Source organism: Halalkalibacter oceani (assembly GCF_040544555.1).
Lineage (GTDB): Bacteria > Bacillota > Bacilli > Bacillales > Bacillaceae_D > Halalkalibacter > Halalkalibacter oceani.
Window position 1 is genome coordinate 441,697 of record NZ_JBEPKD010000001.1, and the last position, 23,798, is coordinate 465,494.

At 48.1% G+C, this 23,798-nt stretch carries 24 protein-coding genes; 7 read left to right on the forward strand and 17 right to left on the reverse strand.

All coding sequences use genetic code 11. From position 1 onward, the window contains the following. Positions 1–107: 107 nt before the first annotated feature. Together gltB and ABMB67_RS02215 are read right to left on the reverse strand one after the other, a co-directional pair. Entirely contained in the window at positions 108–4,703 is a 4,596-nt protein-coding gene (gene gltB / locus ABMB67_RS02210) for a glutamate synthase large subunit (RefSeq protein WP_354570975.1), read from the reverse strand. Positions 4,704–5,025: 322 nt separating this feature from the next. Next, complete coding sequence (locus tag ABMB67_RS02215; protein ID WP_354570976.1) at positions 5,026–5,817, reverse strand: NRDE family protein; 792 nt, start codon at positions 5,815–5,817, stop codon at positions 5,026–5,028. A 245-nt stretch (positions 5,818–6,062) separates the two neighbouring features. Between ABMB67_RS02215 and ABMB67_RS02220 the strand changes: the two genes are divergently transcribed. From ABMB67_RS02220 to ABMB67_RS02230, 3 genes are all read left to right on the forward strand, one after another. Continuing rightward, positions 6,063–7,070, forward strand: a complete 1,008-nt coding sequence (locus ABMB67_RS02220) for a toxic anion resistance protein (RefSeq protein ID WP_251222336.1) — start codon at positions 6,063–6,065, stop codon at positions 7,068–7,070. Positions 7,071–7,092: 22 nt separating this feature from the next. Further along, positions 7,093–8,010 (forward strand): hypothetical protein, encoded by a 918-nt coding sequence (locus tag ABMB67_RS02225; protein ID WP_354570977.1) that lies wholly within the window; start codon positions 7,093–7,095, stop codon positions 8,008–8,010. Between the two features lie 158 nt (positions 8,011–8,168). After that, positions 8,169–9,164 carry a DUF2777 family protein gene (locus ABMB67_RS02230; RefSeq protein ID WP_354570978.1) on the forward strand — a complete coding sequence of 332 codons (996 nt, stop codon included), beginning with the start codon at positions 8,169–8,171 and terminating at the stop codon, positions 9,162–9,164. Between the two features lie 80 nt (positions 9,165–9,244). Here the strand turns inward: ABMB67_RS02230 and ABMB67_RS02235 are convergent, their stop codons facing one another. The 4 genes from ABMB67_RS02235 to ABMB67_RS02250 are packed head-to-tail and all read right to left on the reverse strand — an operon-like array spanning position 9,245 to position 12,532. Continuing rightward, positions 9,245–10,675 carry a PH domain-containing protein gene (locus tag ABMB67_RS02235; protein ID WP_354570979.1) on the reverse strand — a complete coding sequence of 477 codons (1,431 nt, stop codon included), beginning with the start codon at positions 10,673–10,675 and terminating at the stop codon, positions 9,245–9,247. Beyond that, entirely contained in the window at positions 10,668–11,144 is a 477-nt protein-coding gene (locus tag ABMB67_RS02240) for a PH domain-containing protein (RefSeq protein WP_251222340.1), read from the reverse strand. The genes ABMB67_RS02235 and ABMB67_RS02240 overlap by 8 nt, the downstream gene beginning before the upstream one ends. 20 nt (positions 11,145–11,164) lie before the next feature. Next, entirely contained in the window at positions 11,165–11,383 is a 219-nt protein-coding gene (locus tag ABMB67_RS02245; RefSeq protein ID WP_251222341.1) for a hypothetical protein, read from the reverse strand. Positions 11,384–11,398: 15 nt separating this feature from the next. Next, positions 11,399–12,532: a conserved virulence factor C family protein gene (locus ABMB67_RS02250; RefSeq protein WP_354570980.1), complete on the reverse strand. Its 1,134-nt coding sequence runs from the start codon at positions 12,530–12,532 to the stop codon at positions 11,399–11,401. 212 nt (positions 12,533–12,744) lie between these two features. Between ABMB67_RS02250 and ABMB67_RS02255 the strand changes: the two genes are divergently transcribed. Beyond that, complete coding sequence (locus ABMB67_RS02255; protein WP_251222343.1) at positions 12,745–13,464, forward strand: metallophosphoesterase family protein; 720 nt, start codon at positions 12,745–12,747, stop codon at positions 13,462–13,464. Positions 13,465–13,590: 126 nt separating this feature from the next. Here the strand turns inward: ABMB67_RS02255 and ABMB67_RS02260 are convergent, their stop codons facing one another. The 5 genes from ABMB67_RS02260 to ABMB67_RS02280 form a co-directional block, all read right to left on the reverse strand. Next, positions 13,591–14,028: a BrxA/BrxB family bacilliredoxin gene (locus ABMB67_RS02260; RefSeq protein WP_354570981.1), complete on the reverse strand. Its 438-nt coding sequence runs from the start codon at positions 14,026–14,028 to the stop codon at positions 13,591–13,593. Between the two features lie 17 nt (positions 14,029–14,045). Next, the gene (locus tag ABMB67_RS02265; RefSeq protein WP_251222345.1) at positions 14,046–14,378 is read right to left on the reverse strand and encodes a thioredoxin family protein; all 333 of its coding nucleotides are present in this window, start codon (positions 14,376–14,378) and stop codon (positions 14,046–14,048) included. Positions 14,379–14,587: 209 nt separating this feature from the next. Then, positions 14,588–14,848 carry a DUF2524 family protein gene (locus tag ABMB67_RS02270; RefSeq protein WP_251193991.1) on the reverse strand — a complete coding sequence of 87 codons (261 nt, stop codon included), beginning with the start codon at positions 14,846–14,848 and terminating at the stop codon, positions 14,588–14,590. Between the two features lie 64 nt (positions 14,849–14,912). Then, positions 14,913–15,824 (reverse strand): ribonuclease Z, encoded by a 912-nt coding sequence (gene rnz, locus ABMB67_RS02275; RefSeq protein WP_251222346.1) that lies wholly within the window; start codon positions 15,822–15,824, stop codon positions 14,913–14,915. Between the two features lie 9 nt (positions 15,825–15,833). After that, positions 15,834–16,352, reverse strand: a complete 519-nt coding sequence (locus ABMB67_RS02280) for a type 1 glutamine amidotransferase domain-containing protein (protein WP_354570982.1) — start codon at positions 16,350–16,352, stop codon at positions 15,834–15,836. Between the two features lie 137 nt (positions 16,353–16,489). On the opposite strand from ABMB67_RS02280, the gene ABMB67_RS02285 reads away from it, so the two are divergent. Beyond that, positions 16,490–17,557, forward strand: coding sequence for a C40 family peptidase (locus ABMB67_RS02285; RefSeq protein WP_354570983.1), 1,068 nt, complete (start codon positions 16,490–16,492; stop codon positions 17,555–17,557). Between the two features lie 13 nt (positions 17,558–17,570). Here the strand turns inward: ABMB67_RS02285 and ABMB67_RS02290 are convergent, their stop codons facing one another. The 3 genes from ABMB67_RS02290 to ilvA all read right to left on the reverse strand — a co-directional run bounded on the left by ABMB67_RS02290 (position 17,571) and on the right by ilvA (position 20,593). Further along, a complete protein-coding gene (locus ABMB67_RS02290; protein ID WP_354570984.1) occupies positions 17,571–18,212 on the reverse strand; it encodes a YitT family protein in 642 nt (213 codons plus the stop codon). Positions 18,213–18,408: 196 nt separating this feature from the next. Then, positions 18,409–19,308, reverse strand: coding sequence for a chemotaxis protein (locus ABMB67_RS02295; protein WP_251222630.1), 900 nt, complete (start codon positions 19,306–19,308; stop codon positions 18,409–18,411). A 37-nt stretch (positions 19,309–19,345) separates the two neighbouring features. Then, the gene (ilvA, locus tag ABMB67_RS02300; RefSeq protein WP_251222350.1) at positions 19,346–20,593 is read right to left on the reverse strand and encodes a threonine ammonia-lyase IlvA; all 1,248 of its coding nucleotides are present in this window, start codon (positions 20,591–20,593) and stop codon (positions 19,346–19,348) included. A gap of 387 nt (positions 20,594–20,980) precedes the next feature. Between ilvA and ABMB67_RS02305 the strand changes: the two genes are divergently transcribed. Further along, positions 20,981–21,184 carry a hypothetical protein gene (locus tag ABMB67_RS02305; RefSeq protein ID WP_285890221.1) on the forward strand — a complete coding sequence of 68 codons (204 nt, stop codon included), beginning with the start codon at positions 20,981–20,983 and terminating at the stop codon, positions 21,182–21,184. Between the two features lie 49 nt (positions 21,185–21,233). Here the strand turns inward: ABMB67_RS02305 and ABMB67_RS02310 are convergent, their stop codons facing one another. Next, complete coding sequence (locus ABMB67_RS02310; RefSeq protein ID WP_251222351.1) at positions 21,234–21,620, reverse strand: YppE family protein; 387 nt, start codon at positions 21,618–21,620, stop codon at positions 21,234–21,236. Between the two features lie 74 nt (positions 21,621–21,694). After that, positions 21,695–22,237: a chromosome-anchoring protein RacA gene (gene racA, locus ABMB67_RS02315; protein ID WP_251222352.1), complete on the reverse strand. Its 543-nt coding sequence runs from the start codon at positions 22,235–22,237 to the stop codon at positions 21,695–21,697. 198 nt (positions 22,238–22,435) lie between these two features. Here racA and ABMB67_RS02320 point away from each other — a divergent pair, with 198 nt between their 5' ends. Then, the gene (locus tag ABMB67_RS02320) at positions 22,436–22,558 is read left to right on the forward strand and encodes a spore protein (RefSeq protein ID WP_354570985.1); all 123 of its coding nucleotides are present in this window, start codon (positions 22,436–22,438) and stop codon (positions 22,556–22,558) included. 190 nt (positions 22,559–22,748) lie between these two features. Here the strand turns inward: ABMB67_RS02320 and ABMB67_RS02325 are convergent, their stop codons facing one another. Then, positions 22,749–23,717: a DUF2515 family protein gene (locus tag ABMB67_RS02325; protein WP_354570986.1), complete on the reverse strand. Its 969-nt coding sequence runs from the start codon at positions 23,715–23,717 to the stop codon at positions 22,749–22,751. Positions 23,718–23,798: the final 81 nt, after the last annotated feature.

The window sequence follows — 23,798 nt, forward strand, 5'->3', positions numbered from 1 at the left end:
CCAGCCTTCCATCCTAAAAGGGGAAGCGGGCATGCAAAGATGAGCCAGCCTGTAGTCTGCTTTCCGCGCTTTCTACTTAAGGCTTTACTCATCCTGCAACTACCTTTTTATTTTCCGCCTACACGTGATTTATCGCTTTTGTTTTCATCAAAGGCGACCATGACGGCATCGACGCCGCTCAAGCCTTCCTGCTTGACGCGCTCAATCGCCGCCAGCATCCGCTTGTAATCTTTCGGAATCACCTTCGTGAACTTCGGTAAATACGAATTCCAGTCTTTAAGAATCGCCGCTGCGCGCTCACTGTTCGTATAGGCGACATGGTTTTCAAGCAATTGTCTAAGCTGTTCAATATCCTTCTGCTCGACTACATCTTCAAGCAGCACCATTTCTTTGTTGCACTTAGAGGCGAAACGATTGTCCTCATCAAGGACGAATGCTAACCCGCCTGACATTCCTGCGGCGAAGTTTTTGCCGACTGTTCCAAGGTTAACTACGACACCACCGGTCATGTATTCAAGACCATGGTCACCGACCCCTTCCACGACAACCTTCGCGCCGGAATTCCGTACAGCAAACCGTTCCCCGGCAATCCCGCGAATATACGCTTCACCGCTTGTAGCTCCATAGAAGGACGTATTTCCAATTAAAATATTCTCTTCAGCCTTGAAGGTTGACTCCTGTGGCGGGAACACGACAATTTTTCCGCCGGAAAGTCCCTTACCTGTATAGTCATTTGCATCTCCTTCAAGACGCAATGTCATTCCCTTCGGAATAAAGGCACCGAAGCTTTGTCCGGCAGAGCCTTTGAAATCAAACGTAATCGTATCATCCGGCAGACCCGCTGCCCCGTATCGTTTACTAATCTCACTGCCGACCATCGTACCGACAACACGATCAACATTGAAAATCTTAAATGAGCCATTCACTTTTTCGCCGCGTTCAAGCGCAGGAAGGCTGGCGGCCATCAGCTCACGGCTATCAAGCGAGAGCTCAAGCTGGTGATCCTGAGATTTCGTGCAATAGTTGCGTTCCTGTTCTTCCGGCTTCGGCTGATAAAGAAGGCTCGACAAATCAATCTGTTTTGCCTTTTCATTCTCAATGTCGCGGTTCATTTCAAGAAGGTCAGTCCGTCCGATCAGCTCATCAATTTTGCGGAATCCTAACTCTGCCATCAGCTCGCGAATTTCTTGCGCGATAAAACGCATGAAGTTGACGACATGGTCAGCCTCGCCCATGTACTTTTTGCGAAGCTCCGGATTTTGCGTCGCAATGCCGACTGGGCATGTATCTAAATGACATACGCGCATGATGATACAGCCTAAGACGACAAGCGGCGCAGTTGAGAATGCAAATTCTTCAGCGCCGAGCAGCGCGGCAACTACGACATCTCGTCCTGTCATCAGCTTACCGTCGGTTTCCACCGTAATCCGGTCGCGCAAGTTATTAAGCACAAGCGTCTGATGCGTTTCCGCCAAGCCGATTTCCCACGGAAGACCGGTATGCTTAATACTCGTTCTCGCCGCCGCTCCTGTTCCTCCGTCGTACCCGCTAATAATGACGCCGTCGGCTCGGCCTTTGGCGACGCCGGCAGCAATCGTCCCGACACCGGTACCGGCAACGAGCTTCACGCTGACTTTCGCCGTTGGGTTGGCATTTTTCAAGTCATGAATCAACTCCGCCAAATCCTCAATCGAATAAATATCATGATGAGGAGGTGGTGAAATGAGGCCGACGCCCGGCGTTGAACCGCGAACTTCTGCAACCCACGGATACACTTTGTTTCCAGGCAGCTGTCCACCTTCGCCCGGCTTCGCACCTTGGGCGACCTTGATTTGAATTTCATCGGCATTGACTAAATAATGACTCGTTACACCGAAACGACCGGATGCCACCTGTTTAATTGCACTGCGGCGCAGATCGCCATTTTCATCCGGGATAAACCGCTTAGGATCTTCCCCGCCTTCACCTGTGTTACTCTTTGCGCCAAGCCGGTTCATGGCGATCGCCAGCGTTTCATGCGCTTCCTGAGAAATTGATCCGAACGACATCGCCCCTGTGCGGAAGCGTTTCACGATCTCTTCGACCGACTCAACCTCATCAACCGGAATCGGCGTACGACCTTCCTTGAACTTCAGCAAACCGCGAAGCGTTGTTTGCTCCTTCGTCTGTTCATTGATCGCCTGTGAATATTTTTTAAATAAATCATAATTATTTTGACGGCAGGCATGCTGCAGCATATGGATCGTATGAGGATTGTACTGATGCGGATCCCCATTGCGACGCCATTGCAAATCATCGCCTGGATCTAAGGCGCCGTCTACACCTTCTTGTTCAGAGTAAGCGCGCTTATGACGGGCTAACACTTCTTTTTCGATCATCGCCAGGTCGACGCCGCCGATGCGGGTTGTCGTCCATGTGAAATAACGATCAACAACCGATTCATGAATGCCGACAGCTTCAAAAATTTGCGCGCCGCGGTAACTTTGAATCGTTGAAATCCCCATCTTCGAAAGAACCTTCATGATCCCTTTTGCGGCAGCTTTAATATACTTATTCACCGCTTCGACATAGGAAATATCATCAAGCAGCCCTTCATGAATCAAGTGATCGACCGAATCAAACACAAGGTACGGATTAATCGCTTCCGCTCCGTATCCAAGCAGAACCGCGAAATGATGCACCTCTCTCGGTTCACCTGATTCTACTAGAATACTAACCTTTGTCCGCGTTCCTTGCCGGATCAAATGATGATGCAGGCCGGAAACAGCGAGCAACGCAGGCATGGCCGCCTGCTTCTCGTTAAGGCCGCGATCGCTTAAAATAAGCAGGGTATGACCGTCTTCAATCGCTTGATCCGCTTGAGCAAACAAGGAATCGAGTGCCTTTTCCAGCTGGTTCTCCCCTTCTTTAACGTCAAACAAAATCGGAAGCGTCATCGATGTAAAGCCATCCATTTTGTTATGGCGCAGCTTAGCCAGCTCTTCATTATCAAGAATCGGATATGGCAGGTGAATATGACGGCAGCTGATCGGCTCAGGCGCAAGCAGGTTGCGCTCCGCCCCGATCGTTGTTCCCATCGCTGTGACAACCTCTTCACGAATCGCGTCAATCGGCGGGTTCGTGACTTGCGCGAATAACTGTTTGAAATAGTTATACAACAGCTGAGGCTTCTTCGACAGAACCGCTAATGGCGAGTCATATCCCATTGAGCCAATCGGATCAACACCTTCCATAACCATCGGCTTGATCACCTTGGAAATCTCTTCATATGTGTAGCCAAACGCCAGCTGACGCGAGCTGAGCGCTTTAAAGTCTGTATTTTCAACATGAGCCGTCTCCAGCACATCCTCAAGCTGAATCAGATGCTCAGCGACCCATTCACCGTATGGCTGCTCCGTCGCGATTTGGTGCTTGATTTCTTCATCTGGGATAATTCTTCCCTCTTCTGTATCGACAAGCAGCATATGACCAGGATGAAGTCTTTCCTTATAAAGGACGTTTGCCGGATCAATATCAAGCACACCGACCTCGGACGACATCACGATGTAGTCGTCTTTTGTTACATAATAGCGCGATGGTCTCAGTCCGTTCCGATCAAGACAGGCGCCGATTTGCTTGCCGTCAGTAAAGACGATCGCCGTCGGTCCGTCCCACGGCTCCATTAAACAGCTGTGGAATTGATAGAACGCCTTCTTCTCTGCGCTCATATGCGCGTCATTTTGCCACGGCTCCGGAATCATCATCATCGCAGAGTGAGCCATCGATCGGCCGGCAAGCGACAAAAATTCAAGCGTATTATCAAACATCGCCGAATCAGATCCATCCTGATCGACGATCGGATGAATTTTCGCAATATTGTCTCCAAATACGTCGGATTTAAAGACGGCCTCTCTGGCGTGCATCCAGTTGACATTTCCTTTTACTGTATTGATTTCCCCGTTATGAATCATGTAGCGGTTCGGATGAGCCCGTTCCCAGCTTGGAAACGTATTCGTACTGAAACGCGAATGAACAAGCGCGATCGCTGTTTCAAAATCCGGATCTGTCATATCGAGATAGAACTGAGCAACCTGCTCCGTTGTCAGCATTCCCTTATAAACAATCGTCCGGCTTGAAAGGCTGGCAAAATAAAAGGATTCCTGCTCAGGAACAAGCGAGGAAAGCTCATGCTCCGCCCGTTTGCGCAGCACATAAAGCTTGCGCTCAAAATCAAGCTCGCTCATGCCAGCTTCATTGTGTTTGACAAAAAGCTGCCGGATAAATGGCATAGCTGCTTTTGCCGCATTACCAAGCATAGAATCATCAACAGGTACTGTGCGCCAGCCAAGAAGTTCCATCTTCTCTTCTTTTATAAGAGCTTCCAGGCCCTGTTCACACTTCTCCCGTGCTTCTTCATCCTGTGGCAAAAACAGCATCCCAACTCCATACTCACCTATATTAGGAAGAGTAATCCCTTCTACCAAACAAACTTTTTCAAAGAAACGGTGTGGCAGCTGCAAAAGCATCCCTGCTCCATCACCAGTATTCACTTCATCACCTTGTCCGCCACGATGTTCTAAATTCCGAAGAATCTGAAGCGCATCCTGAACAACTTGATGCGATTTTTGCCCCTTCATATGTGCTAAAAAGCCAATACCGCAATTGTCATGCTCAAATTGCGGGTCATAAAGGCCTTGTTTCTTCGGGTATTGTGCGTTCCGCATTGGCATCAACCTTCCTTCAAAAAAGTAAAAATTCATCAACTCTCCCCAAAAACTACTGAGCTAATATACAGGATCATATCATTTTTCTGACATTTCGGCAAATTAAACTTTTTACGATTATAATTTGAAAGCGGTTACTTTGCTGTGATGTAGCGATATTAAAAAAAATATCGCCTTAAAATTGTCATATTTGCGTATCTGTATATAACCATCATTGACATGTATAAAAATTCATACTTTTTTCTCACCAATCACTTTTTTATAAAAGTGTATTCGGTATGGACATTTGTTTATTAACGAATATTTGTTACTATTAGTGCCATTATCTCTCTGGATTCCGGCGGAAAATCTGCTTATCCGTCCGAGTCTTTTTTTGTCCAAATGGTCCATACGTCTGCTCCAGAAAACGAAACTTTCGCGACCTGTTCATGAGGACGATTGTTGAAGCCCTTGTCCCGTACTTTTCTCCTTTAATGAAGATCGGAGACAGCCTCCGCTCCCGCTCCAGATCGACGCCGGTTTCAGGCAGCATTTCGTCCGGATAAGGGCGGTCATCCCGAAGGCTGTCGAATATCGCTTCAAGCCAGCGGTCAACTGGTTGTCTGTTATCTTTAAGCAAAGCAGTGATCGACGTCTTTAATTGTTCTGTTTTCGGCCAAGGTGTATTCAACGACGCATTGCTCAGCACATGGATGCCATCCGGTAATTTTCCACTTTCATTCGCTCGATTAGAGGCGTAATAAAGCTCGTTTTCCACACCGAAGACCGCATTGTAGCCCTGATAGAGGGCGTTTTTCTTCAGCAGCTGGCGCGAATAATCTGCTCCGCTGACCGTCGAACACAAAAAATCAGTGACGATCTTCCCCCTTGATTCGGTGGCGGAGGCTGTCCCCGCAGCCGCTTCCCGCACATTCGTCACGGCAGCGAACCGCCCAGAACGAGTCAGACCGAGCCACGTCCCGCCTTTTTCTAAATCTCTCCCGCCAAACAATTGTCCGTCCTCCCCCCAATAATGAGCATCGGCGGCAGGACGGTCGTAAAATTCATCTCTATTGCCGCAGAAAATCAGCGGATAATCCGGATGTTGGTTAATCGCAAGTAGCAGCAGACACATCTTCTCATCTCTCCTTTTCGCTTTTTATATCGTTTCCTTACCTATTAAATTAGCAGGATTTTCTCGCCTGACCTGCCTAAGTTGAATTTTTTCCATACATCCGCCTCCAGGATGATTGTGTTCCTTTTTAAAATCCATCATAATAGAAATGACAGCTTTCTACAAAAATTGAAACGGATTCAGCTTTTTTTCCGTAAATATAAATAACGACATCTTTTATTTTGCGACGTCAGAGGAGGATTTTCATGGAGGAAAATAAGAATCAATTACATGATAAAAACGAACAATCATTGCCGGAGGAAAAAGATCTCTCCAAAATTTTAGAAGGATTAGATAAATTGGGCGAGGAGGAACAGCGCCAGGCCGGTGAGTCGCTCGAAGCGTTAAAGCGGCCGGTTAAAACGATGATGCAGGACCAGTCGAACCAGCTGCCTAGTCAGCTGCTGCAGCTGAAGGAAACGGTCAGTCAGCTTGAGCCTACTCATCTGCAGGAGAGCCAGGCGAAAAAATGGCTCAATAAAGTACTGCGCCGCAATCCAATCGAACAATACGCCCGCAAATATAAAACGGTTGAAGCCCAAGTGGAAAATATTATCGACGGCCTGCTGAGCGGCAAGGACAAGCTGCAGGAAGATACGCTGATGCTTCACCAGTTAAAGGACGTGGCGAAAGAACGCATTGCCAACTTAAACAAGCAAATTGAGTACGGCCAGCAGCTTCACGACATGCTCGAAGCAGAAATGACATCTGAGCGCTGGGCGGACAATCCAAATGAAATCAAAAAAGGCCAGCTGAAAATCGTGACGAGAATGAAAAATATGTCTCAGGCGGTCATGGTACTGCAGCAGTCCCTTGCCTCTGTTGATTTGATTGTCGAAAATAACGACAAGCTGGAGGAAGCGATTTTTAATGCGATTACGATGACGAAAAATGTCATTACCGTTTCGGCTTCGATTCAGCTTGCCCTCTCCAACCAGCAAAAAGTAATCAAGGCGGTAAAAAATGTTAATGAAGCAACAGAATCGATGCTGCTGTCAAATGCCGAGCTGTTAAAGCAAAATACAGCCGACACATTGAAAACATTGGAAGAGCCGGCGATTGCGATCGAGTCCTTCCGCAAAGCCTATCAAAATGTGTTTGAAGCAATCGAGATGACCGAGCAGTCGAATGAGCGAATTGTTGAATCAGGCAAAGCCTTTATCCAGGAGCTTGATACGCTCAACAAGGAAATGCAAACAAAACTGCTACAATAACAACCATGGAGGGAGGCTTGACATGCAGGCTTCATGGATGACGAAAATCCAGGATTTTTTTACTCCATCACATAAGAAACCTGTCGATGAACACATTCTGCGTGATCGGACAACGAGAAAACTAATTGAAGATACGGAAGAATTGCTGATGCGGATGACGCAAAATGCCCCGCCTTCCAATAAAAAGAGAACGATTCGCCGCAAGACAAAAGAATGGACGATTAAAGTCAAAGTCAATCACACATTTATTACAGTGATGATGTTCGACCAAAAGCATTCTCCGGCCCCCATCAAAAAAAGAATCGTCATTACCTGTTTTCGTAAATATATGAAAGCAAAGGACGGGGTCGGCGTGTGCAAGGAAGCGTCGATCCGCTACATGAAGGACGGACGGGTTCAGACCCGCTCGGTGCGTGAATCGCCGGTGCTGCACACGTTATTTTACCGCATTCATCACCTTGATTTAGCCTTTGCCAACGAGCAGGTGACACCCGGGACGACCTCCCAGGCGATCCTTGCCAATCAGCAGCAGCTTTTGAAAACCGCGACCGGTACAGATGTTGCCCTGCTTGTCGAGGAAGCAAAGCGCTATATTGACACCGTCAAGCAATTCACCGTTGATCCGACGATTGAGAATCGTCTCGAACGGCTGATCCATCAAGCTCATAAAATTCAGGATGACTTCGAATTGCTTGATTTCGAGGAGCGCCATACGGTACGTCGTATGTTTCGCGAAGATATCCCTTCGCTGCTGCATACCTTCCTTTCTTTATCGGTGAAGCACCAGCTTGAACAGAAGGAGAAGGTTTTTGTCGCGCTCTCGAAGATGGAATTAACATTGATTGATTACGCCGATCGTCTGGAGCGCCTGCGGGTCGAGCGGATGGATTATTTGCTCAAGCTCCAGTCGCTCCGCTACGAAAGACCATCGCAGGGATAAGAAGTAAAGCACAAAAAATGTGACGAAAGCAGACAAATTCCCTCTTTACTTGCGAAATGTCACTACTCTTGTCTATAATATGTATAGCAAACGGCTGCACGGTGTAAAAGAAGACAGCGATACAGCTGTGAAACTGAGATGTAGAAGTGAGGGTTTTCATGGATCGTAAACAAGCACAGAACCATATAGGGAAAGCAGTAATCATTGATGAAGGTCAAGGCGGAAGCTACCTCGGCATGCTGGAGGGTGTCATTGCCCCGCCCCGGAAAACATGGCGTGGAACGGTTCAGATTCAAGCCGTTGTCGAACTCCCTTCCTTCTTGCCTGAGAAGGACGAGATCACCCTGCTTCCGTTAAAATATAAGGATCGTGATGTCGTGGAATGCATCGGCTCTAAGCTGAGCCTTGCTCCGGAAGAGATTTCCACCTCCTTTCAGCAAAGCATGGAGAACGCCGCTATCCGGCGCCTGCAAGAGCTTATGGAGCAAAAGGAAAGCCTCGCCCATAAGCAGAAAGCTTTAGAGCAATTTGTTGATGCTCACGACCTTTCCTTGCCTGAGGAAGCGCAAATGGAAGAAACGGAAGACGAAGAGGACGAAGCAATCGCCTATACCTTCCACTATGAAAATGGCAAGTACCTCCTGCTCGACGAACGAAAAGAGGCACTTGCGCTTGAGGAATGTCCATTTGAGTTGCAATGGGTAAACGAAAACAACGAAACCTGTACTGGTCATTATGAAGAGAACGGAACATTTATGTCCAACGACGGCGTCCGCTTTTCACCAAAGGAAGGGACCGTCTTCACGATCGACAAAAAGCAATTTGATCCATATGTGATTTTTCAGAAGGAGCTTGAGCCGGGCGCTCTCCAGTCGCTTGAAAAAAGCCTGCAATCCTTTGGGGTTTCTCACGATCATTTAGTCGACTGTCACAACGCGCTTCTCACGCAATTTCTGCTGTCGGAAGGCCGTACATCCTTCCAGGGTGTTAACTTCCTGACTTATCGTGGAAGCCAGGGAATCATTATGGTCCAGCACCATTTTGACCGCAAGCTGCACAATCAGAAAAACGATGAAATTTATGACCGCTTTGAATTTACGACCGAGCAGGGCAAACGCTCGATTGTAACGTACACGAACGAATTTTCACGCTGAAAATAGAGGCTGGGAAAAAGGTTGTTTTTTGACCTTTTTCCCAGCCTCTCTATTTGCCCAACCCCAAAGCTCGGTTTGTCTCAGGCTCTCTGTTCAACTGAAAACCATTGCAATAGCCGCTCAGCGTGCTGCTCATCCAAATGCGACACGGTAAACGATTTTCCGACCACACTTGATAACACAGAGAAACGAAAGCTGCGTAGCTGCTTTCTTCGCTGAAACGGCGATACTCTTGTTTCTGCCGCCTGAATTTTCGGCTTGAACGAAATGACTTGCACCTGACTCAGCTGGCGATAGCGCACCGCTACAAACTCGCCGTCCACTCCTGCCCCCGCGTCTTTATATTGCAAACAGCCAAGTCCGATTCCGAACAGGACAACCAGCAATCCGTAATAGCCATACGGACTCCAAAAATAGCCGATTCCAAGCGCGATCAGCAAAGGAATGACCACAAGCGGGAAACAAAACCGCAGGATCGCCCGCCGCGGTGCCCCTTTGATTTCGACAGAACGAGCATAGCGCGGCAGCACGTCGGCCAGCAGCGCTTCGATTTCTTTATTCGCCGCAAGCGGGATAAGCACGGTCGAAAGCTGCTCATCCTTTGTCCCTCCGCCCGCACTTTCAACATAGACGGAGGCAAAGCCGAACGGCTGGCGAAAAATATTGCGGACGATGCGCACCGCAGTCACGCGATCAGGATGAATCGTCAATTGTCGTTTTTCAAGCAGCCCGCGGGAAATGACGATCTCATTTTCATACGTTTCAATCGTAAAATGTCCATACTTCAGCACGGTACCTAAAAAGGATAATAGCCAAGAGAGCAATAAGATGATCACAATCCATGCCGCAAATGCTGAAAGTTGAGTCCGGCTGACGAGACCCATGAGTTGTTGATAATAGGCATCTGGAATAAATTGCTCGACCTGACTGAATAAAGCGATCACAGCGGAGAGGGTCAAGCCGATGCCGCTTGACGTTAGGGCGGCGATGACGAGACGGTTCGGCTTCAGCTTCCACGTTACATCAGGCTTAGCTTCCTGTTCGCTGCTTTCCGGCTCGGCGGCACTCACTTTGTTTAATAATTTACTTCTAATCTCTTCAGCCTCTTCCCTGCTAATCGCAATAAGCTGAATTTCAGGCTCCAGTCCGCCCCCGGCTGTTTCGATTTTCAGCTTTACGAGACCAAAGATCCGTTGCAGCAGCCCTGCGGTAATATCAATGCTTTGAACGCGCTGCTGCTGGATGTAGCGCTTTTTGCGGACAAACATCCCTTTTTGAATATAAAGCTCGCCATCCTCAAAACGATAGCGAAAGAAAATCCAATGAACGATTCCAGCAATAAAACTCAAGACGATGATCGCGATCCATATATATTCCATCCGGAAAAAGCCGCCGGAAGATTGGGAGCCGCCGATAAAGAGTGAAACAAGTAAAGGAATCAGAAAACTTCTTAACGCCTGGAAAAACGAGACAAAAATCGCCGCTACGTGCAAACGCCTTAAACTATTCATCTTCGGCCACCGCCGCCAGCTGGGCGATCCGGTCACGTAGCTCATCGGCAACCTCAATCGTTAAAGACGGAATCCGATGAACTGTCGCCGCCGTAGAGATCGAAACAGCAGCAAGCTGGTAGCGGCGTAAGAGCGGCCCTTGCTCCGTATCAACATGCTGGACACGACTCATCGGAATTAAGGTTCGCTTAACGATAAATACGCCGTGCATCAAATCAATCTCTTCTGCGAGCACATCATAGCGCCACCTTTTCCAGCGCAATGGAGGAATCAAATAGACGAAAATAAAAAGATAGAGCAAATAACAGCCGATCAGCGCCCATAGAATCCAAAGCGGGAACTGAAAAAAATAGAGCAGTACGCCATAGGCAATTGGTACAAGCGCTACAAATAAGCTTTCAACAAAAGCTTGCAGGCGCCAGGCTGGAAGAGCTTTTCTTGATAAGGACTTCGATGGTTCAGGACGCAAGCGGCTTCCCTCTTCCCATATCAGCCGTTTTCCTCTTCATCTTTCACATAGATCATCGTCACGCCAAGCTCTTCCAATACGCGAATGAGCGCCTCATTTAACTGGCGGTCATAAACGAGTCCGATTGATTCAACGAGCTCCAGCTCCTGTAAATCACCGCTTTCAGCATCTTCGACCAATTCCAGCATTTCCTCCATCTGTCTGCTCTTTAACGTTTCAATCACTTCTTCCTTAGTCATATCCGTCTCCCCCTTCTACTGCTCCGCTTTACGTGACTCTGTCATCTGCTTCCATACAGAGCCCTTCGCTTCTTCTCCGCCTTCGATCCGGGCCAATGCCATTCTGGCCTGCAGAGCGACCTCAAATTCCGGATCATTCTCCGCCTGTCGTAACGCGTCAATCGCCCGCTCATCGCCTACTTCATATAAAAACATCGCCGCGCGCCAGCGCACTAATTTGTTTTTATCCTGCATTGCTTCAATCATAGCGGGAATCGCCGCCGGGTTGCCCAGATCGGACAAACAGTCCCCCGCCGTCCGTCTCACCGTGACAGACGAATCCTTCAAGGCTTGATAAAGATACGGAAGCACTTTTTCTGTTTCAATCATTCCGAAATAAACCGTCGCCAGCCGGCGGATGGAAGCCTTTTCGTCGTGTAACGCCTTTTCTAACACCGGGATATCTTTTTCCTTCGGATCGAGGCGCTCCAGCACAGCATAGCGTTCGCGCCAGTCCTCATGATCCAGCATCTCCTCGGTCACCTCAATAAAGCGCTGCGCCTGGGCAGCCTGAACCTCTGACTCATTGCCATTGGCCAGTGCAATCAGCGCACGCAGCCGTTCAGCGGGATAGGCAGCGGCGATTTCCTCGGCCACTTCTTTGGCGACGTCCTCTAAATCACCGTAGCGAACCCCTTTTTCGACCCATTTCCGTTCCATCACGACGTTATCGTCAGGATTTTGCGCTTCTGCGACAGCCTCACGAAAGCGCTCCGGCAGTCCTTCCCGCTTCTCCTGCTCCCCGTCGCTCACCTTAATCTGCATCGGGATTCCTTTAAACGTTTGCACGAAAACATTGACTTCGCCAAAATGCTCATCGATTGCAGTCTCTTTTTCCGCCTGCTCTGCGCTGTCCTCTCCAAAGACAGCTCGCACCTCTGGTAAAATCACCTTCCAATCGACTTTCGGGTGACGGTCAATCGCGATGAAATCAGCTACATGGTAGACGCTCTTCACACCCTCTATTTCAAACAGCGCTTGTATGTAAGGAGGTGCTTGATCCTTATTTTTTTCAGAGTAGCTGTTTCGCGTGCTGCCTTCAAGGCTTTCACTTAACGTCAGCTTCATCGTATTCGGACTTGGTGTTGGTTCAATCGATGTAATATACATAAAAACAGACCTCCTATCACTTTCTTCCTCTTTCCTTGATCTTATCATATGATTTTCTTCCGTGCCAATGAGTAGGCATTTCCCTTGCCTTTTCAGCCTTTCGCTTGATGTTTTTACATCGTTCCACGTCTTCTCTCCTACTTTTTAATCAAATTGAAATAACGCTAAAAAGAGGTTGTCTGGTATAATGGAGAAAAAAGGGAGGTTTTTAAATGAGAATAGCTTTTTTATCCGATATTCATGGAAATGCAACAGCTCTCGAAGCGGTATTCAGAGATATAAACCAGCATCAGGTTGACCGAATATGCGTTCTTGGCGACCTTTGCTTTCGCGGACCGGAGCCGAAGCGGGTTCTGGATATGATTCGCAGCCTCGATGCCGATGTCATTAAAGGAAATGCAGATGAATGGTTGGTGCGCGGCATTCAGCAGGGCGAGGTACCGGATGAAGCGCTGGAAATTATGGGAAAAGAGCGGGATTGGACGTTAAATCGTTTAAATGAGGATGATTTAGCTTATTTACGTGATTTACCGACCGATCTTGTCGTAGATGACCTCGATTTAATCGTTCATGCGTTTCATGCGACACCGACAAGTCTGTTTGAGCCGGTACTGCCGGATGAAACAGAGCGTATTGAAGAGACCATCATGAGCCGGGATGAAGCTGATCTCTATGTGTATGGCCACATTCACCAGCCGTTTATCCGCTCAATGCACGGGAAAAACATTGCCAATACAGGCAGTGTCGGCATGCCGTTTGACGGGCATCCGCTCGCTTCCTATTTACTCGTCGAAATCGAGGAGGGCAGACACCGCCTTCACCTTAATCGCGTACCGTATAATCGCGAACATGTGGTAGAGCTTTATAAACAGAGCGGGTATCCGAACATTGAAACGATGGGCAGAGTCATTTTCTATGGGGTGAAGCCTTAACTTGCCCCCTTTCTTATGCGGAAGCAGACTGAAAGCCGTTTCACCTTTCGCTATAATAATCTCACAAAAGAAGCCGTCCGCCAGGTTACTCATCCCTGGAGCGGACGGCTTCTTTATGAGCGATACTCAGCTTTGGCAATGCTCGTTGTATGCCAACGCCAAATTACGGATAATGCTTTCCGGGGTCGCCCCTTCAATCTGCTCGCGCGGAATAAAGTGGACAACCTCTTTCCCTTTCAGTAAAGCCATTGAGGGCGAAGACGGCGGATACTGTTCAAAATAAGAGCGCATTTTCGCTGTTGCTTCTTTGTCCTGACCGGCAAATACCGTCACAAGATGATCAGGCGTATGGTCATGCTGAAGCGACGTAACAACTGATGGACGGGCCAAACCTGCGGCACAGCCACAGACGGAGTTAATCATGACAAGAGTCGTCCCTTCCGCTTGCTCCATGTAGTTTTCGACCTCTTCTGCTGTTGTTAGTTCCTGAAACCCTGCCTCCGTTAATTCCGCACGCATCGGCAGCACGACTTGACGCATATATTCTTCATAAGCTGTTGACATTGATTCGATCCCCTTTCCTACTGAAATGAGTTTGTATAGGATACATATTTTTTCAAGAGATTGTGAAGATAAGGCAGTGACCGGAAAGCGTAAATCCGCTCCACGCCCAAGCCCTTTTGAAAAACGAGCAGACACGGGACACTTTCAATCTTCCATTCTTGGGCAAACCACGGCGCCTCATTAATATTGATCGAAACAATCTGCAGCCCGTGAAAGGACTCCTCCACCAGCTCAAGCATCGTTCGCGCCAGCTTGCACGTGCCACAGAGAGGAGTATGAACAAAGACAATTGTCAGTTCTTCTCGCCCGGCGATGCTTTGCTTCAGCTGCTCACCAGAAATCTCCTTCACTTCATCGCCTCCCTTACTTCCTCCCCATTGTACCAGAAACCCCCAACCAATGGGAAGAGGTGTGCCTAAAGGATGAATTTCCCCTTTGGGCACACCTCTCAAAAAAGCGTGTAGAGTCTGGGCAATGGTTTAAAGCCAAAACGGACCCGCGGCATGATTTAACGTCAGCCATGAGCCGTACTGCCGTCTCTGTTTCGTTATTTCCTCTATTATCGTCGTAAAATAAAATGATTTTGCAGCTGCCTTACCTGCTGTTGGGTGCGGCTGACTTGATCACGTTGTTCAGGCGTTGCGGCACGGCTTAAGGCATCAAGCTCTTCGCTGATTTCTTCCAATTGCAGCTGCGCCTGTCTGTATTGATCCGGATCTGTTCCCTCAAGGCGCTGGGCGTGCTCAAATACCTGCTCAGCCTCTGCAAGTGTCTTTTCCGCTTTCTGAAGTGACTGCTCAAGCGAGCTGTGCTCTGCCATACTCATTCCTCCTTTAAGATGAAGCAATGATCTTACTTTGTACAGCTTTTAGCACGAATATGCGCTACAGCTTAAAAATCATCCCGTCATAAGCGATTTTCGCAGCAGGAAAGACACGTTTCGCCTCAAGCTCAAGCTCCTTCTCTTCTTCCGCATAGCGGGAGCTGATATGGGTAATGATTAGATGCTCAACGTCGGCTTCTCTTGCCAAAGAGGCAGCTTCTGTTATCGTTGAATGGCCAAACCGCTGGGCATGCTCCTGCTTATCCCCGCGGAACGTTCCTTCATGAATGAGCAAATTAGCGGCGCCGGCAAAGGCTTTCACTTTCTCGCTCAATCTCGTATCGCCGGCGATGATCACAACTCGTCCTTTTTTCGCCGGACCAAGATAATCGTCGCCGTTCACAACCGTTCCATCCGCGAGCTCCACGACGTCTCCGCGCTGAATCCGTTGATAGATCGGTCCCGGCTCGATGCCGATTTCCCGCAGCCGTTCAACCTGGAGTGTCCCCGGCCGGTCGGCCTCCGTCAGACGAAAGGCGTAGCTTGGAATCACATGGTCAATCTCCAGCGCTTCGACTGACATCATTTCATCCGCAAATATAATCCCTTCCTGGACGATGGCATACTCCACCTCGAAAGACAGATAGGAGGAGGAGACAGATAAAGCCGTTTCGACAAAAGCCTGGATGCCATACGGGCCGTAAATCGTCAGCGGCGTCGTCGCTCCCTGGGCCGAACGCGAGCAAAGCAGGCCGGGCAGGCCAAAAATATGATCCCCATGCAAATGACTAATAAAGATTTTATCAATTTTTGTCAGCGTAATCGGGCTTTCAAGAAGCTGGTGCTGTGTCGCCTCTCCACAATCAAACAGCCATTGCGAGCTTTTCCGCTGTAAAAAACGAAGAGCCAGTCCACTGACGTTCCGCTGTTTGGAGGGCAGGCCCGCTCCCGTTCCTAAAAAATGAAATTCCATAGCAGTCACCTAGGCAAGTGCATCAGCAAACGCTTTTGCATATGGCGGCAAGTCCGGCGGCCTGCGGCTTGAAATCACATGGCCATCCACGACAACCGCTTCATCAAGCCACGTCGCTCCCGCGTTTTCCATATCGTCGCGAATCCCCGGTGTGCTCGTCACGTTTCGCCCGCGAAGAATGTTGGCTGATATCAATACCCAGCCAGCATGACAAATCTGCCCGATCGGCTTCTGCTGCTGATCCATTTCCTTAATGAAATCAAGCACTTGCGGATAGCGTCTAAGCTTATCCGGCGCCCAGCCGCCAGGCACGAGAATCCCGTCATAATCACTGGCAGCGATATCATCGAAGGCGAAATCAGAAGTAGCCGGTACGCCGTATTTTCCGGTATATTTTTTTCCTTTTTCCTGTCCGACCAGATGAACCGTAGCACCTTCCTCCCGCAAACGCATTACCGGATACCAAAGTTCCAAATCTTCAAATTCCTCATCGACGAGGGCGATAATTTTTTTATGCTGCAATCGCATATGCTCACTCCTTCTCTCTCATGTCATTGTGTATTAGTATAGCATGGATTTTTCATTGCAAAAAGGAAATCCGGTTCTAGTACCAGCCGGACGTCATAAACTATGTGGTGAATCATTGCGACAACAGGAGGGGACAGATGAAGACGAAAACGAAGGGAACGCTGCTGCTGTCTGCCGCTATGCTTGGTACCGTGATGTATATGCCATTGAACCAGGAAAAAGCGCTTGCCGCACCGAAAAAAGGCGCACCGCTCGACCATTCATGGTTACTCCAGTTTGGCCGGACTGACGCCCAGGTCATGCAGCTGCAAAGCTACTTAAAAGCATTCCATTATTATGACGGGGCAATCGACGGATTTTTCGGCCTGATGACGAGACAGGCGGTCTCTATCTATCAGCGCAATCACGCCTTAAAAATCGATGGTGTTGCCGGTCCGGAAACGAGCCGTCATTTGCGGCTGTCGACCGAAATTCGTTTTGCGAATCAAGAAGACAGAACAGCGACGATCCAGCAAGGAGAAAACAATCCGGAGCAGGCGTTGATCGCCGCTGCTCAGTCGCCGACCTTAAAAGGGAGCTCGATTCAGCTGCTGAAAGAAGGGGCAAAAGGGGCCTCCGTCAAAAAGACCCAGCAAGTGCTGGAAGAGTACGGATATTATCAAGGAGTCGATGGCATATTCGGTCCGAGAACGACCGCAGCTGTCAAGCAATTCCAGCAAGCGCACGGGCTTCAGGTCGATGGTATTATCGGACCTGAAACAAAAAAAGCACTGAAGGCACCGCAAGTTAAAGCGGCGGCAATCAGCGCTGAACCGGAGGAACAACAAGTCGAACAGCAGGTCGAGCAGCCCGTTCAGAATTCGCTTATTCAAACCGCGCTTTCCCTGCAGGGGATTCCCTATGCGTGGGGCGGCACCTCAACGGCCGGCTTCGATTGTAGCGGGTTTATTCAATATGTGTTCCGCCAGCATAACAAGCAGCTTCCGCGGACGACAAGAGAGCTTTTTCGCAGTGGACAATCGGTTTCCCAGCTAAAGACTGGTGATCTCGTCTTTTTCTCCACAGCTCAAAGCGGCCCTTCTCACGCCGGCATTTACCTAGGAAACCGGCAATTTATTCATGCCGGCTCATCAACCGGCGTCACAGTTTCTTCATTAGACCAGCCTTATTGGTCACATCGCTATCTTGGCGGCAAACGCTTTTAGGCAGTGTAGTCGATTATTTCGCCGGAGTCTTCAGGTCAGAGCCTGGCGAGACAGCCGCTTGATATGTGGACGCAGCGTCCGCCTTAATCGGCGACTTCTTGTAGCGGCCAATAATCGAGCTGGCGAGAAAAATCGTGACAACAGACAGCAACGCCAAATTCCAGCCGACGAGAAAAGCGGCACTGAGCACGATCAGCAGATCGCTAACGAAGATCGTCCAGCCGCGGTTCACGCCCCAGCGGTGATCGATATACAAGGCCAGAATATGAATCCCGCCAAGCGAGGAGCCGTTATTCAGTACAAAGGTTACGCCGACTCCGATCAAAATACCGGCAACGATTGCCGCAAGCCATGGCAGCATTTCAACCGTCGGCAATAACGTAAGCCCATCGCGAATGACTGAAATGGCCGTAATCGACATAAAGCTCGAAAGTGTAAACCATTTTCCAAGCTCTTTCACCGACATTAAAAAGAAGGGCAGATTGACAAAGAAAAACAGCACAGCCCACGACCAGGGGGTCAAAAAAGTCAGTACAGTCGCAAGTCCTGCTGTTCCTCCAAATGTTAACTGATGAATGTCAAGAAGATGCAGCCCGACAGACGTTAACACGAGACCTAGCAAAACGAAGATCAGTTGTTTTACGCGTTCTTTCATCCGATCACCTCCCTTTTACTCTACGGGATAAACGGTGACCGGTCAATGAATATCAATGTATTTTTATTCATTTGAATTTTCTGACAAACGTTGACATGAACGGGTGTAAACAGGATACTGTCTCCTTTTTTCGCAAAGTGCTTTGAACCAATAAAAAATATCCTGTATGAGTGTTATACAGGATATCATACATCGATTAAATCAGTTGGTCGATTTGCCCGATTAATTTGACGATCTCCGGCTTGCTCACTTGCCCGTCAGCTCCGACCCGTTCGCCCTTATGGTAGAGGTCATCTGTAATCAGTGAGGAAAAAATGATGACAGGAATGTCCTTTAGGCTTTCATCCTCTTTTATTTTTCGAGTAAGATGATGACCGTCCATTTTCGGCATTTCCAAGTCGGTAATGATCAGCTGCACTTCATTGTGGACATCACCCGTCGATTTCAAGTATTCAAGGTACTCCCATGCTTCCTTACCATTTTGAAAAAATGTCACTTGGTCGTAGCCAGCTTCTGCAAGTGTGTCGTGCAACAGCTTCTGCAGCATCGCTGAATCTTCAGCGGCGACAATTTTTTTATGACGTCTTTCGCGCTTGCCTAATGTTTTCACCTGGGAAACATTAATTCCCTTGTCCGGATTAATGTCGACGACGACCTTTTCAAAATCAAGCAGTAAAATCATCTGGTCGTCCAGCTTGACCACCCCTGTGGCTGCACTTTCAAGATTTTGCGATAAATCGGTCGGCTTTTCAATCTGCTCCCATGACAGGCGATGGATACGTGAGACGCTCTGTACTCTGAAGGCCACCTTTAATTGATTTAGTTCGGAGATGATCAGCTTGTCTTCCTCGGGATGCTCCGACGGGGGAAACCCGAGCACTGTCGTCAGATTCACAACGGTCAGCACTTCATCACGCAAACGCACAATCCCTTCAATATGCGGATGACTGTTTGGCATCGAAGTGACCGGTGGCGCTTTAATAATTTCGCGCACCTTCATCACATTAATCCCAAATACTCCTGTGCCGACTTGAAAGACGATTACCTCCAGTTCATTTGTTCCACTTTCTAATAAAATCTCTTTATTCTGTTGAATCACCGCAAATCCTCCCCTTGTTTTTACGTCGCGACAGCTAGATTAACAAATTAAACAGGCTGGCATCCTTATTGATTTCCTGATAATCAAAGCCTTTTTTCTGTAAACGTTTGATCAGCGGCTCATAGTCCTTATGGCATTTCAATTCAATTCCGATCAGGACGGGTCCATTTGATTTATTGTTTTTCTTCGTATACTCAAATCTTGTAATATCGTCATCCGGTCCGAGCACATCAGTGATAAACTCCCTTAATGCTCCGGCCCGCTGTGGAAATTGAACGATGAAATAGTATTGAAGTCCTTCGTAAATTAAGGAACGTTCTCTCATTTCCTGCATTCTCCCAATGTCGTTATTCCCCCCGCTTACTACACATACGACAGTCTTGCCTTTTATTTCTTCCTTATAAAAGTCGAGCGCCGTAATCGACATCGCGCCGGCCGGCTCGGCGACAATCGCGTTTTGATTATACAGCTCTAAAATCGTCGTGCAAATTTTGCCTTCTGGTACGAGCACAATATCGTCCAGGATGTTTTTGCAAATTTCGAACGGCAGCTCCCCTACTTTTTTGACCGCTGCCCCATCGACAAATTTGTCGATCTTCTCAAGCTCGACTACCTTTCCCTGTTTCAGCGATTCCTTCATTGACGGTGCCCCGCTCGGCTCACAGCCAATCACCTTCGTCCGCGGGCTGATGCTTTTGATATATGTACCGACTCCACTAATTAAGCCGCCGCCGCCAATTGAAGAAAATAAATAGTCGATATTCTCATCAATATCGTTCATAATTTCCATTCCGACCGTCCCTTGTCCGGCGACGATTTTCTCCTGGTCAAATGGATGGATGAACGCCATCTGATGCTCCGTGCAGTATGCCATTGCTTCGTTAAAGGAATCATCAAACGTATCTCCGGTTAAAATAACCTCAACGTACTCTTTTCCGAAAAACTTCACTTGATCGACCTTTTGGCGCGGAGTCGTTGATGGCATAAAAATCTTTCCGTTAATGCGGAGCGTCTGGCAGGAATACGCGACACCCTGTGCATGATTTCCCGCACTGGCGCAGACGACGCCATTATTCAGTTCTTCAACGGATAAGCTCGAAATTTGGTAAAAGGCTCCACGAATCTTAAAGGAGCGTACGACCTGGAGGTCCTCTCTTTTCAAATAAACCTGACAATCATAACGTTCTGACAGCACTTGATTTTTTTGAAGTGGCGTATGTGTTACGACGTCTTTTAAGCGTTGATTCGCAATAATGATATCTTCAATATGTACAGTTCCCATCGTCTTGTCCTTTCATTTCAAACTGAATCTTACAATAACTTCGACTACTTGCATAGTACATTCATCTTATCATAACGCCTATCGTTTGCGAACCCCCAGAGCTGCGAGAGATGATCTAGCATTCGAGCTTGAGACAACGCGCAAAGGTTTGCGAAACAGTCTGCATACCGCCTGTGACTCGAATATCGAACAAAGCACTAACGTAGCGGATGAAAGAAACTGTATTCTTTTTGATTCGCTCACAGATTAGCCATATTTTATCGCGCTGGTTTAGGTTGATTATTTGTTTTTCGCTCCCTATAATAAAAGGGATAGTCAATGGGATCATCTGACAGTCATTGAGGTTTTAAAGGAAAAGATACATATGTGAAAAGAGGAGGGTTGATCTTGGGTAAAGTGATTTCATTTTTCGGAGCTTGTCTCGTTGCTTTCCTAGTTCCGCTTCAGGTTCTGGCTGCGGCCGCCGAAGAAAGCGGTGCTGAGGAAGTGGCCCACGCAGAGCCGTCCGGGATGCTCGTAACAATTTTAGCTGTTCTGTCCTTTGCGACGATTATTTTTATGACGTTTTTAGCTTTTCGCGATAATGGATAAGTAAAAAAGCAGCGCTTCCGCTGCTTTTTTGCTGCCTTTTCCTATTCGTTCATTTGCCTGCTGCTGTTGAAATCGCGTCGAGCAGCTGATTGAGGACGTACTCGACAGATTTAAAGGTTTCCATTTGTCTTTTTAAGCTTGTCTGTTTGTAAAACGATTTGATCGCGACGATTTCGAGATTTTCCGCTGTCTGCTGAAGCTGACTCGGATGCAGATGCAGCGGTCTTTCCTTCTGGACAAAGGCGGTTGCCGCGGGCAGCCACTGCTCCCTGACCGCCGCCACGCGATCGGCAAATGGCTTCACCTTGCCGAAAAAGTCCGGTTCATAGCTGTCATGCCGGCGAACGACGTCGAGGTAGTAATCTTCTGCTTCTTTATTAAGAGCGAGTAAATCGCTTGTATATTGCTGTAATTGAGAACGTATTTCCCTGCTCATAGCCAGCACCTCCGTTCTCAATCTTACCAAATGGCTGTCATGCTTCAAAGTCCTTTGTCCTCTTCATCAGAGAATTAGAAAGAAAACAGCTGCATCAACGTTCGCCGTTTCTTTTTGATTTCGTCACCGGCAACTAACGGCAGCTCTCTCTCATGGCCGTGCTGCGGATAGTCAATTTTCTGTTCCATTTGCGCCAGCCGTTTCTCCAATCCTTTAATGAGCTTCATCATTTCCTCCAGCTCCGACCGATGCTTCAACAGTTGATAGCTGACAACTTCATCGGCTTTTTTACTAAGCCGATATTCGAGCTCCTGGACTTTTTTCATCACTTCTTGCAGCTTTTTTTCATATAGCTCTGTATCAATCGTCTGCTGCAGCTTTGCCGGTCTTTCGCCTTTCATTCCCGGGAATTGCTCCAATGTAATCTCTCTCATCCGTTTGCCGAGAGCGAGCTCCTGTTGAATATGCTGCAAAATCTCTACATGTTCCGCCGTGAACAGATAATGCCCATGTTCGTTCGTTTCGCATTCTAAGCCGAAATATTTTACCCAGCGCTGGACCGTCGTCGGGTTCACACCTAATTGATCCGATACTTCCTTCGTTTTAAATGTTCTCATTGTCGGTCCCTCCTTTTAAATAATAAGCTTGAGGGTAGTTTCTCGCCGCCTCCTGCGAATTCCTTTGCGCCTGACAAAAGTAGAATGGATTCGGCAAACAAAGTGCTCATTCCGTAAGAAACGGAACAGAAGGCGGAATTTTGACTGAACATGCATGGAAATGCAATGATCCGACAAACTATTCATAAGGAGGGACGTATGAAGACAAATAAACGCACAAAAAGCGACAAGCAAAAGAATGAACGGGAACAAACAGCCAAAGGGCTCAATTCGTATACCGGCGATAAAAAGCTCGGTGGACCAAACCGCCCTGCTGAATGACTTGGACCAAAAGGCTGTTTTTTTACCTTTTGGTCCAGTCTCTAAGCAATGAGCGGAACCGCCACGATCTTTTTAAAGCCCGTTGTGAGTGGGTTTCTCACAACGGGCTTGTGGCGTGTGAAGCCATTGCCATGTCTCAAGCTCTTGTGGCGAATGAAGCCATTGCTACTCCATGCTAACTAGTTTTGCCTCAACCCCGAAGCAGCTGTTTCACCTTCATCAGAAGATAAAGCTCACCCATCTTCATTTGCAGCCAGTTGGTTCGTTCAACTGGCTCTATTTTTTCTTCCTCGGCAAAGAGCGCCATGACATTCTCGTCTGTCCGTAAATACCAGTCCTTTCGATTCGACCAGTGATGGGCGACGAGAGGTACCGTCCCACGGAGCGCCGGACTGGTGTTGGAAAACGACCAATCCATATATTGACTATAATCGTGGCGCGAGCCGGTCGGCGGTGTATCGCGCAAAAACTGAATAATCTCAGCATGAATTTGCTGATGAAATAACAGCTTTGCCAGCTGCTTTCCAAGCCAGATACGCTTGTGGACATCGCGAAAATCGCGCGTATATAAGCCGTAGAGATTGCCGCTCTTCGTTGGAAAGAGGACGTAGCTGAAATGAGCATGCTCTTCAGCAGCATATAGCGCGGTGGCAAATACCCGGTTTTGATAAGGCGGCTTCCGCAGCACCGGCTCTTCAATGACAAATTGTTCATTAATAATCAGCGCCGTGCAAAGCCGTTGCTCATCGCGCTTCTCCCAAAATCGTCTCCACTCGTTCTGCATGAATTGGCTCGCCCCTAACGCCGCAAGCAAGGAATAATCAGGGTGCCTTTTTTTCTTTGCCCGCTCATACCAGAGCAGCTGCGGATAGGCATCGGCAAAAATCGTCCAATTCGCCCGCTCATATGTTGAAAATAGTAGATTCCTCTCCTCTGTGCTAATGAGAACGTGAAACCATTTGCTCCAAAGATCCGTCATATTCCAGCCGGCGTTACGGGAAACGAGTCCGGCGAGCAGCGCCCACTTTATTTCCGGGTGCTTCATGTAAAACTGCTCATATAGTACGGTACGTGAAATATTATCTAGATTACCTCGTGCTGAGCGCTTTTTTATCGTATGTATTACATGTTTTTTCATGATTTTCAGCCTTTCTTTCATCGTATCCCCAAAAAATGACCTACCTTTTCCGGGGCCATTTATGGTAAGATTATGTGATGGAATCTACCTTATTTTGATCTC

Bases quoted from the DNA above. Each gene is read 5' to 3' on its own strand.
- gltB (WP_354570975.1), bottom strand. From the start codon at position 4,703: ATGCGGAACGCACAATACCCGAAGAAACAAGGCCTTTATGACCCGCAA.
- ABMB67_RS02215 (WP_354570976.1), bottom strand. From the start codon at position 5,817: ATGTGTCTGCTGCTACTTGCGATTAACCAACATCCGGATTATCCGCTG.
- ABMB67_RS02220 (WP_251222336.1), top strand. From the start codon at position 6,063: ATGGAGGAAAATAAGAATCAATTACATGATAAAAACGAACAATCATTG.
- ABMB67_RS02225 (WP_354570977.1), top strand. From the start codon at position 7,093: ATGCAGGCTTCATGGATGACGAAAATCCAGGATTTTTTTACTCCATCA.
- ABMB67_RS02230 (WP_354570978.1), top strand. From the start codon at position 8,169: ATGGATCGTAAACAAGCACAGAACCATATAGGGAAAGCAGTAATCATT.
- ABMB67_RS02235 (WP_354570979.1), bottom strand. From the start codon at position 10,675: ATGAATAGTTTAAGGCGTTTGCACGTAGCGGCGATTTTTGTCTCGTTT.
- ABMB67_RS02245 (WP_251222341.1), bottom strand. From the start codon at position 11,383: ATGACTAAGGAAGAAGTGATTGAAACGTTAAAGAGCAGACAGATGGAG.
- ABMB67_RS02250 (WP_354570980.1), bottom strand. From the start codon at position 12,532: ATGTATATTACATCGATTGAACCAACACCAAGTCCGAATACGATGAAG.
- ABMB67_RS02255 (WP_251222343.1), top strand. From the start codon at position 12,745: ATGAGAATAGCTTTTTTATCCGATATTCATGGAAATGCAACAGCTCTC.
- ABMB67_RS02260 (WP_354570981.1), bottom strand. From the start codon at position 14,028: ATGTCAACAGCTTATGAAGAATATATGCGTCAAGTCGTGCTGCCGATG.
- ABMB67_RS02270 (WP_251193991.1), bottom strand. From the start codon at position 14,848: ATGGCAGAGCACAGCTCGCTTGAGCAGTCACTTCAGAAAGCGGAAAAG.
- rnz (WP_251222346.1), bottom strand. From the start codon at position 15,824: ATGGAATTTCATTTTTTAGGAACGGGAGCGGGCCTGCCCTCCAAACAG.
- ABMB67_RS02280 (WP_354570982.1), bottom strand. From the start codon at position 16,352: ATGCGATTGCAGCATAAAAAAATTATCGCCCTCGTCGATGAGGAATTT.
- ABMB67_RS02285 (WP_354570983.1), top strand. From the start codon at position 16,490: ATGAAGACGAAAACGAAGGGAACGCTGCTGCTGTCTGCCGCTATGCTT.
- ABMB67_RS02290 (WP_354570984.1), bottom strand. From the start codon at position 18,212: ATGAAAGAACGCGTAAAACAACTGATCTTCGTTTTGCTAGGTCTCGTG.
- ilvA (WP_251222350.1), bottom strand. From the start codon at position 20,593: ATGGGAACTGTACATATTGAAGATATCATTATTGCGAATCAACGCTTA.
- ABMB67_RS02310 (WP_251222351.1), bottom strand. From the start codon at position 21,620: ATGAGCAGGGAAATACGTTCTCAATTACAGCAATATACAAGCGATTTA.
- racA (WP_251222352.1), bottom strand. From the start codon at position 22,237: ATGAGAACATTTAAAACGAAGGAAGTATCGGATCAATTAGGTGTGAAC.
- ABMB67_RS02320 (WP_354570985.1), top strand. From the start codon at position 22,436: ATGAAGACAAATAAACGCACAAAAAGCGACAAGCAAAAGAATGAACGG.
- ABMB67_RS02325 (WP_354570986.1), bottom strand. From the start codon at position 23,717: ATGAAAGAAAGGCTGAAAATCATGAAAAAACATGTAATACATACGATA.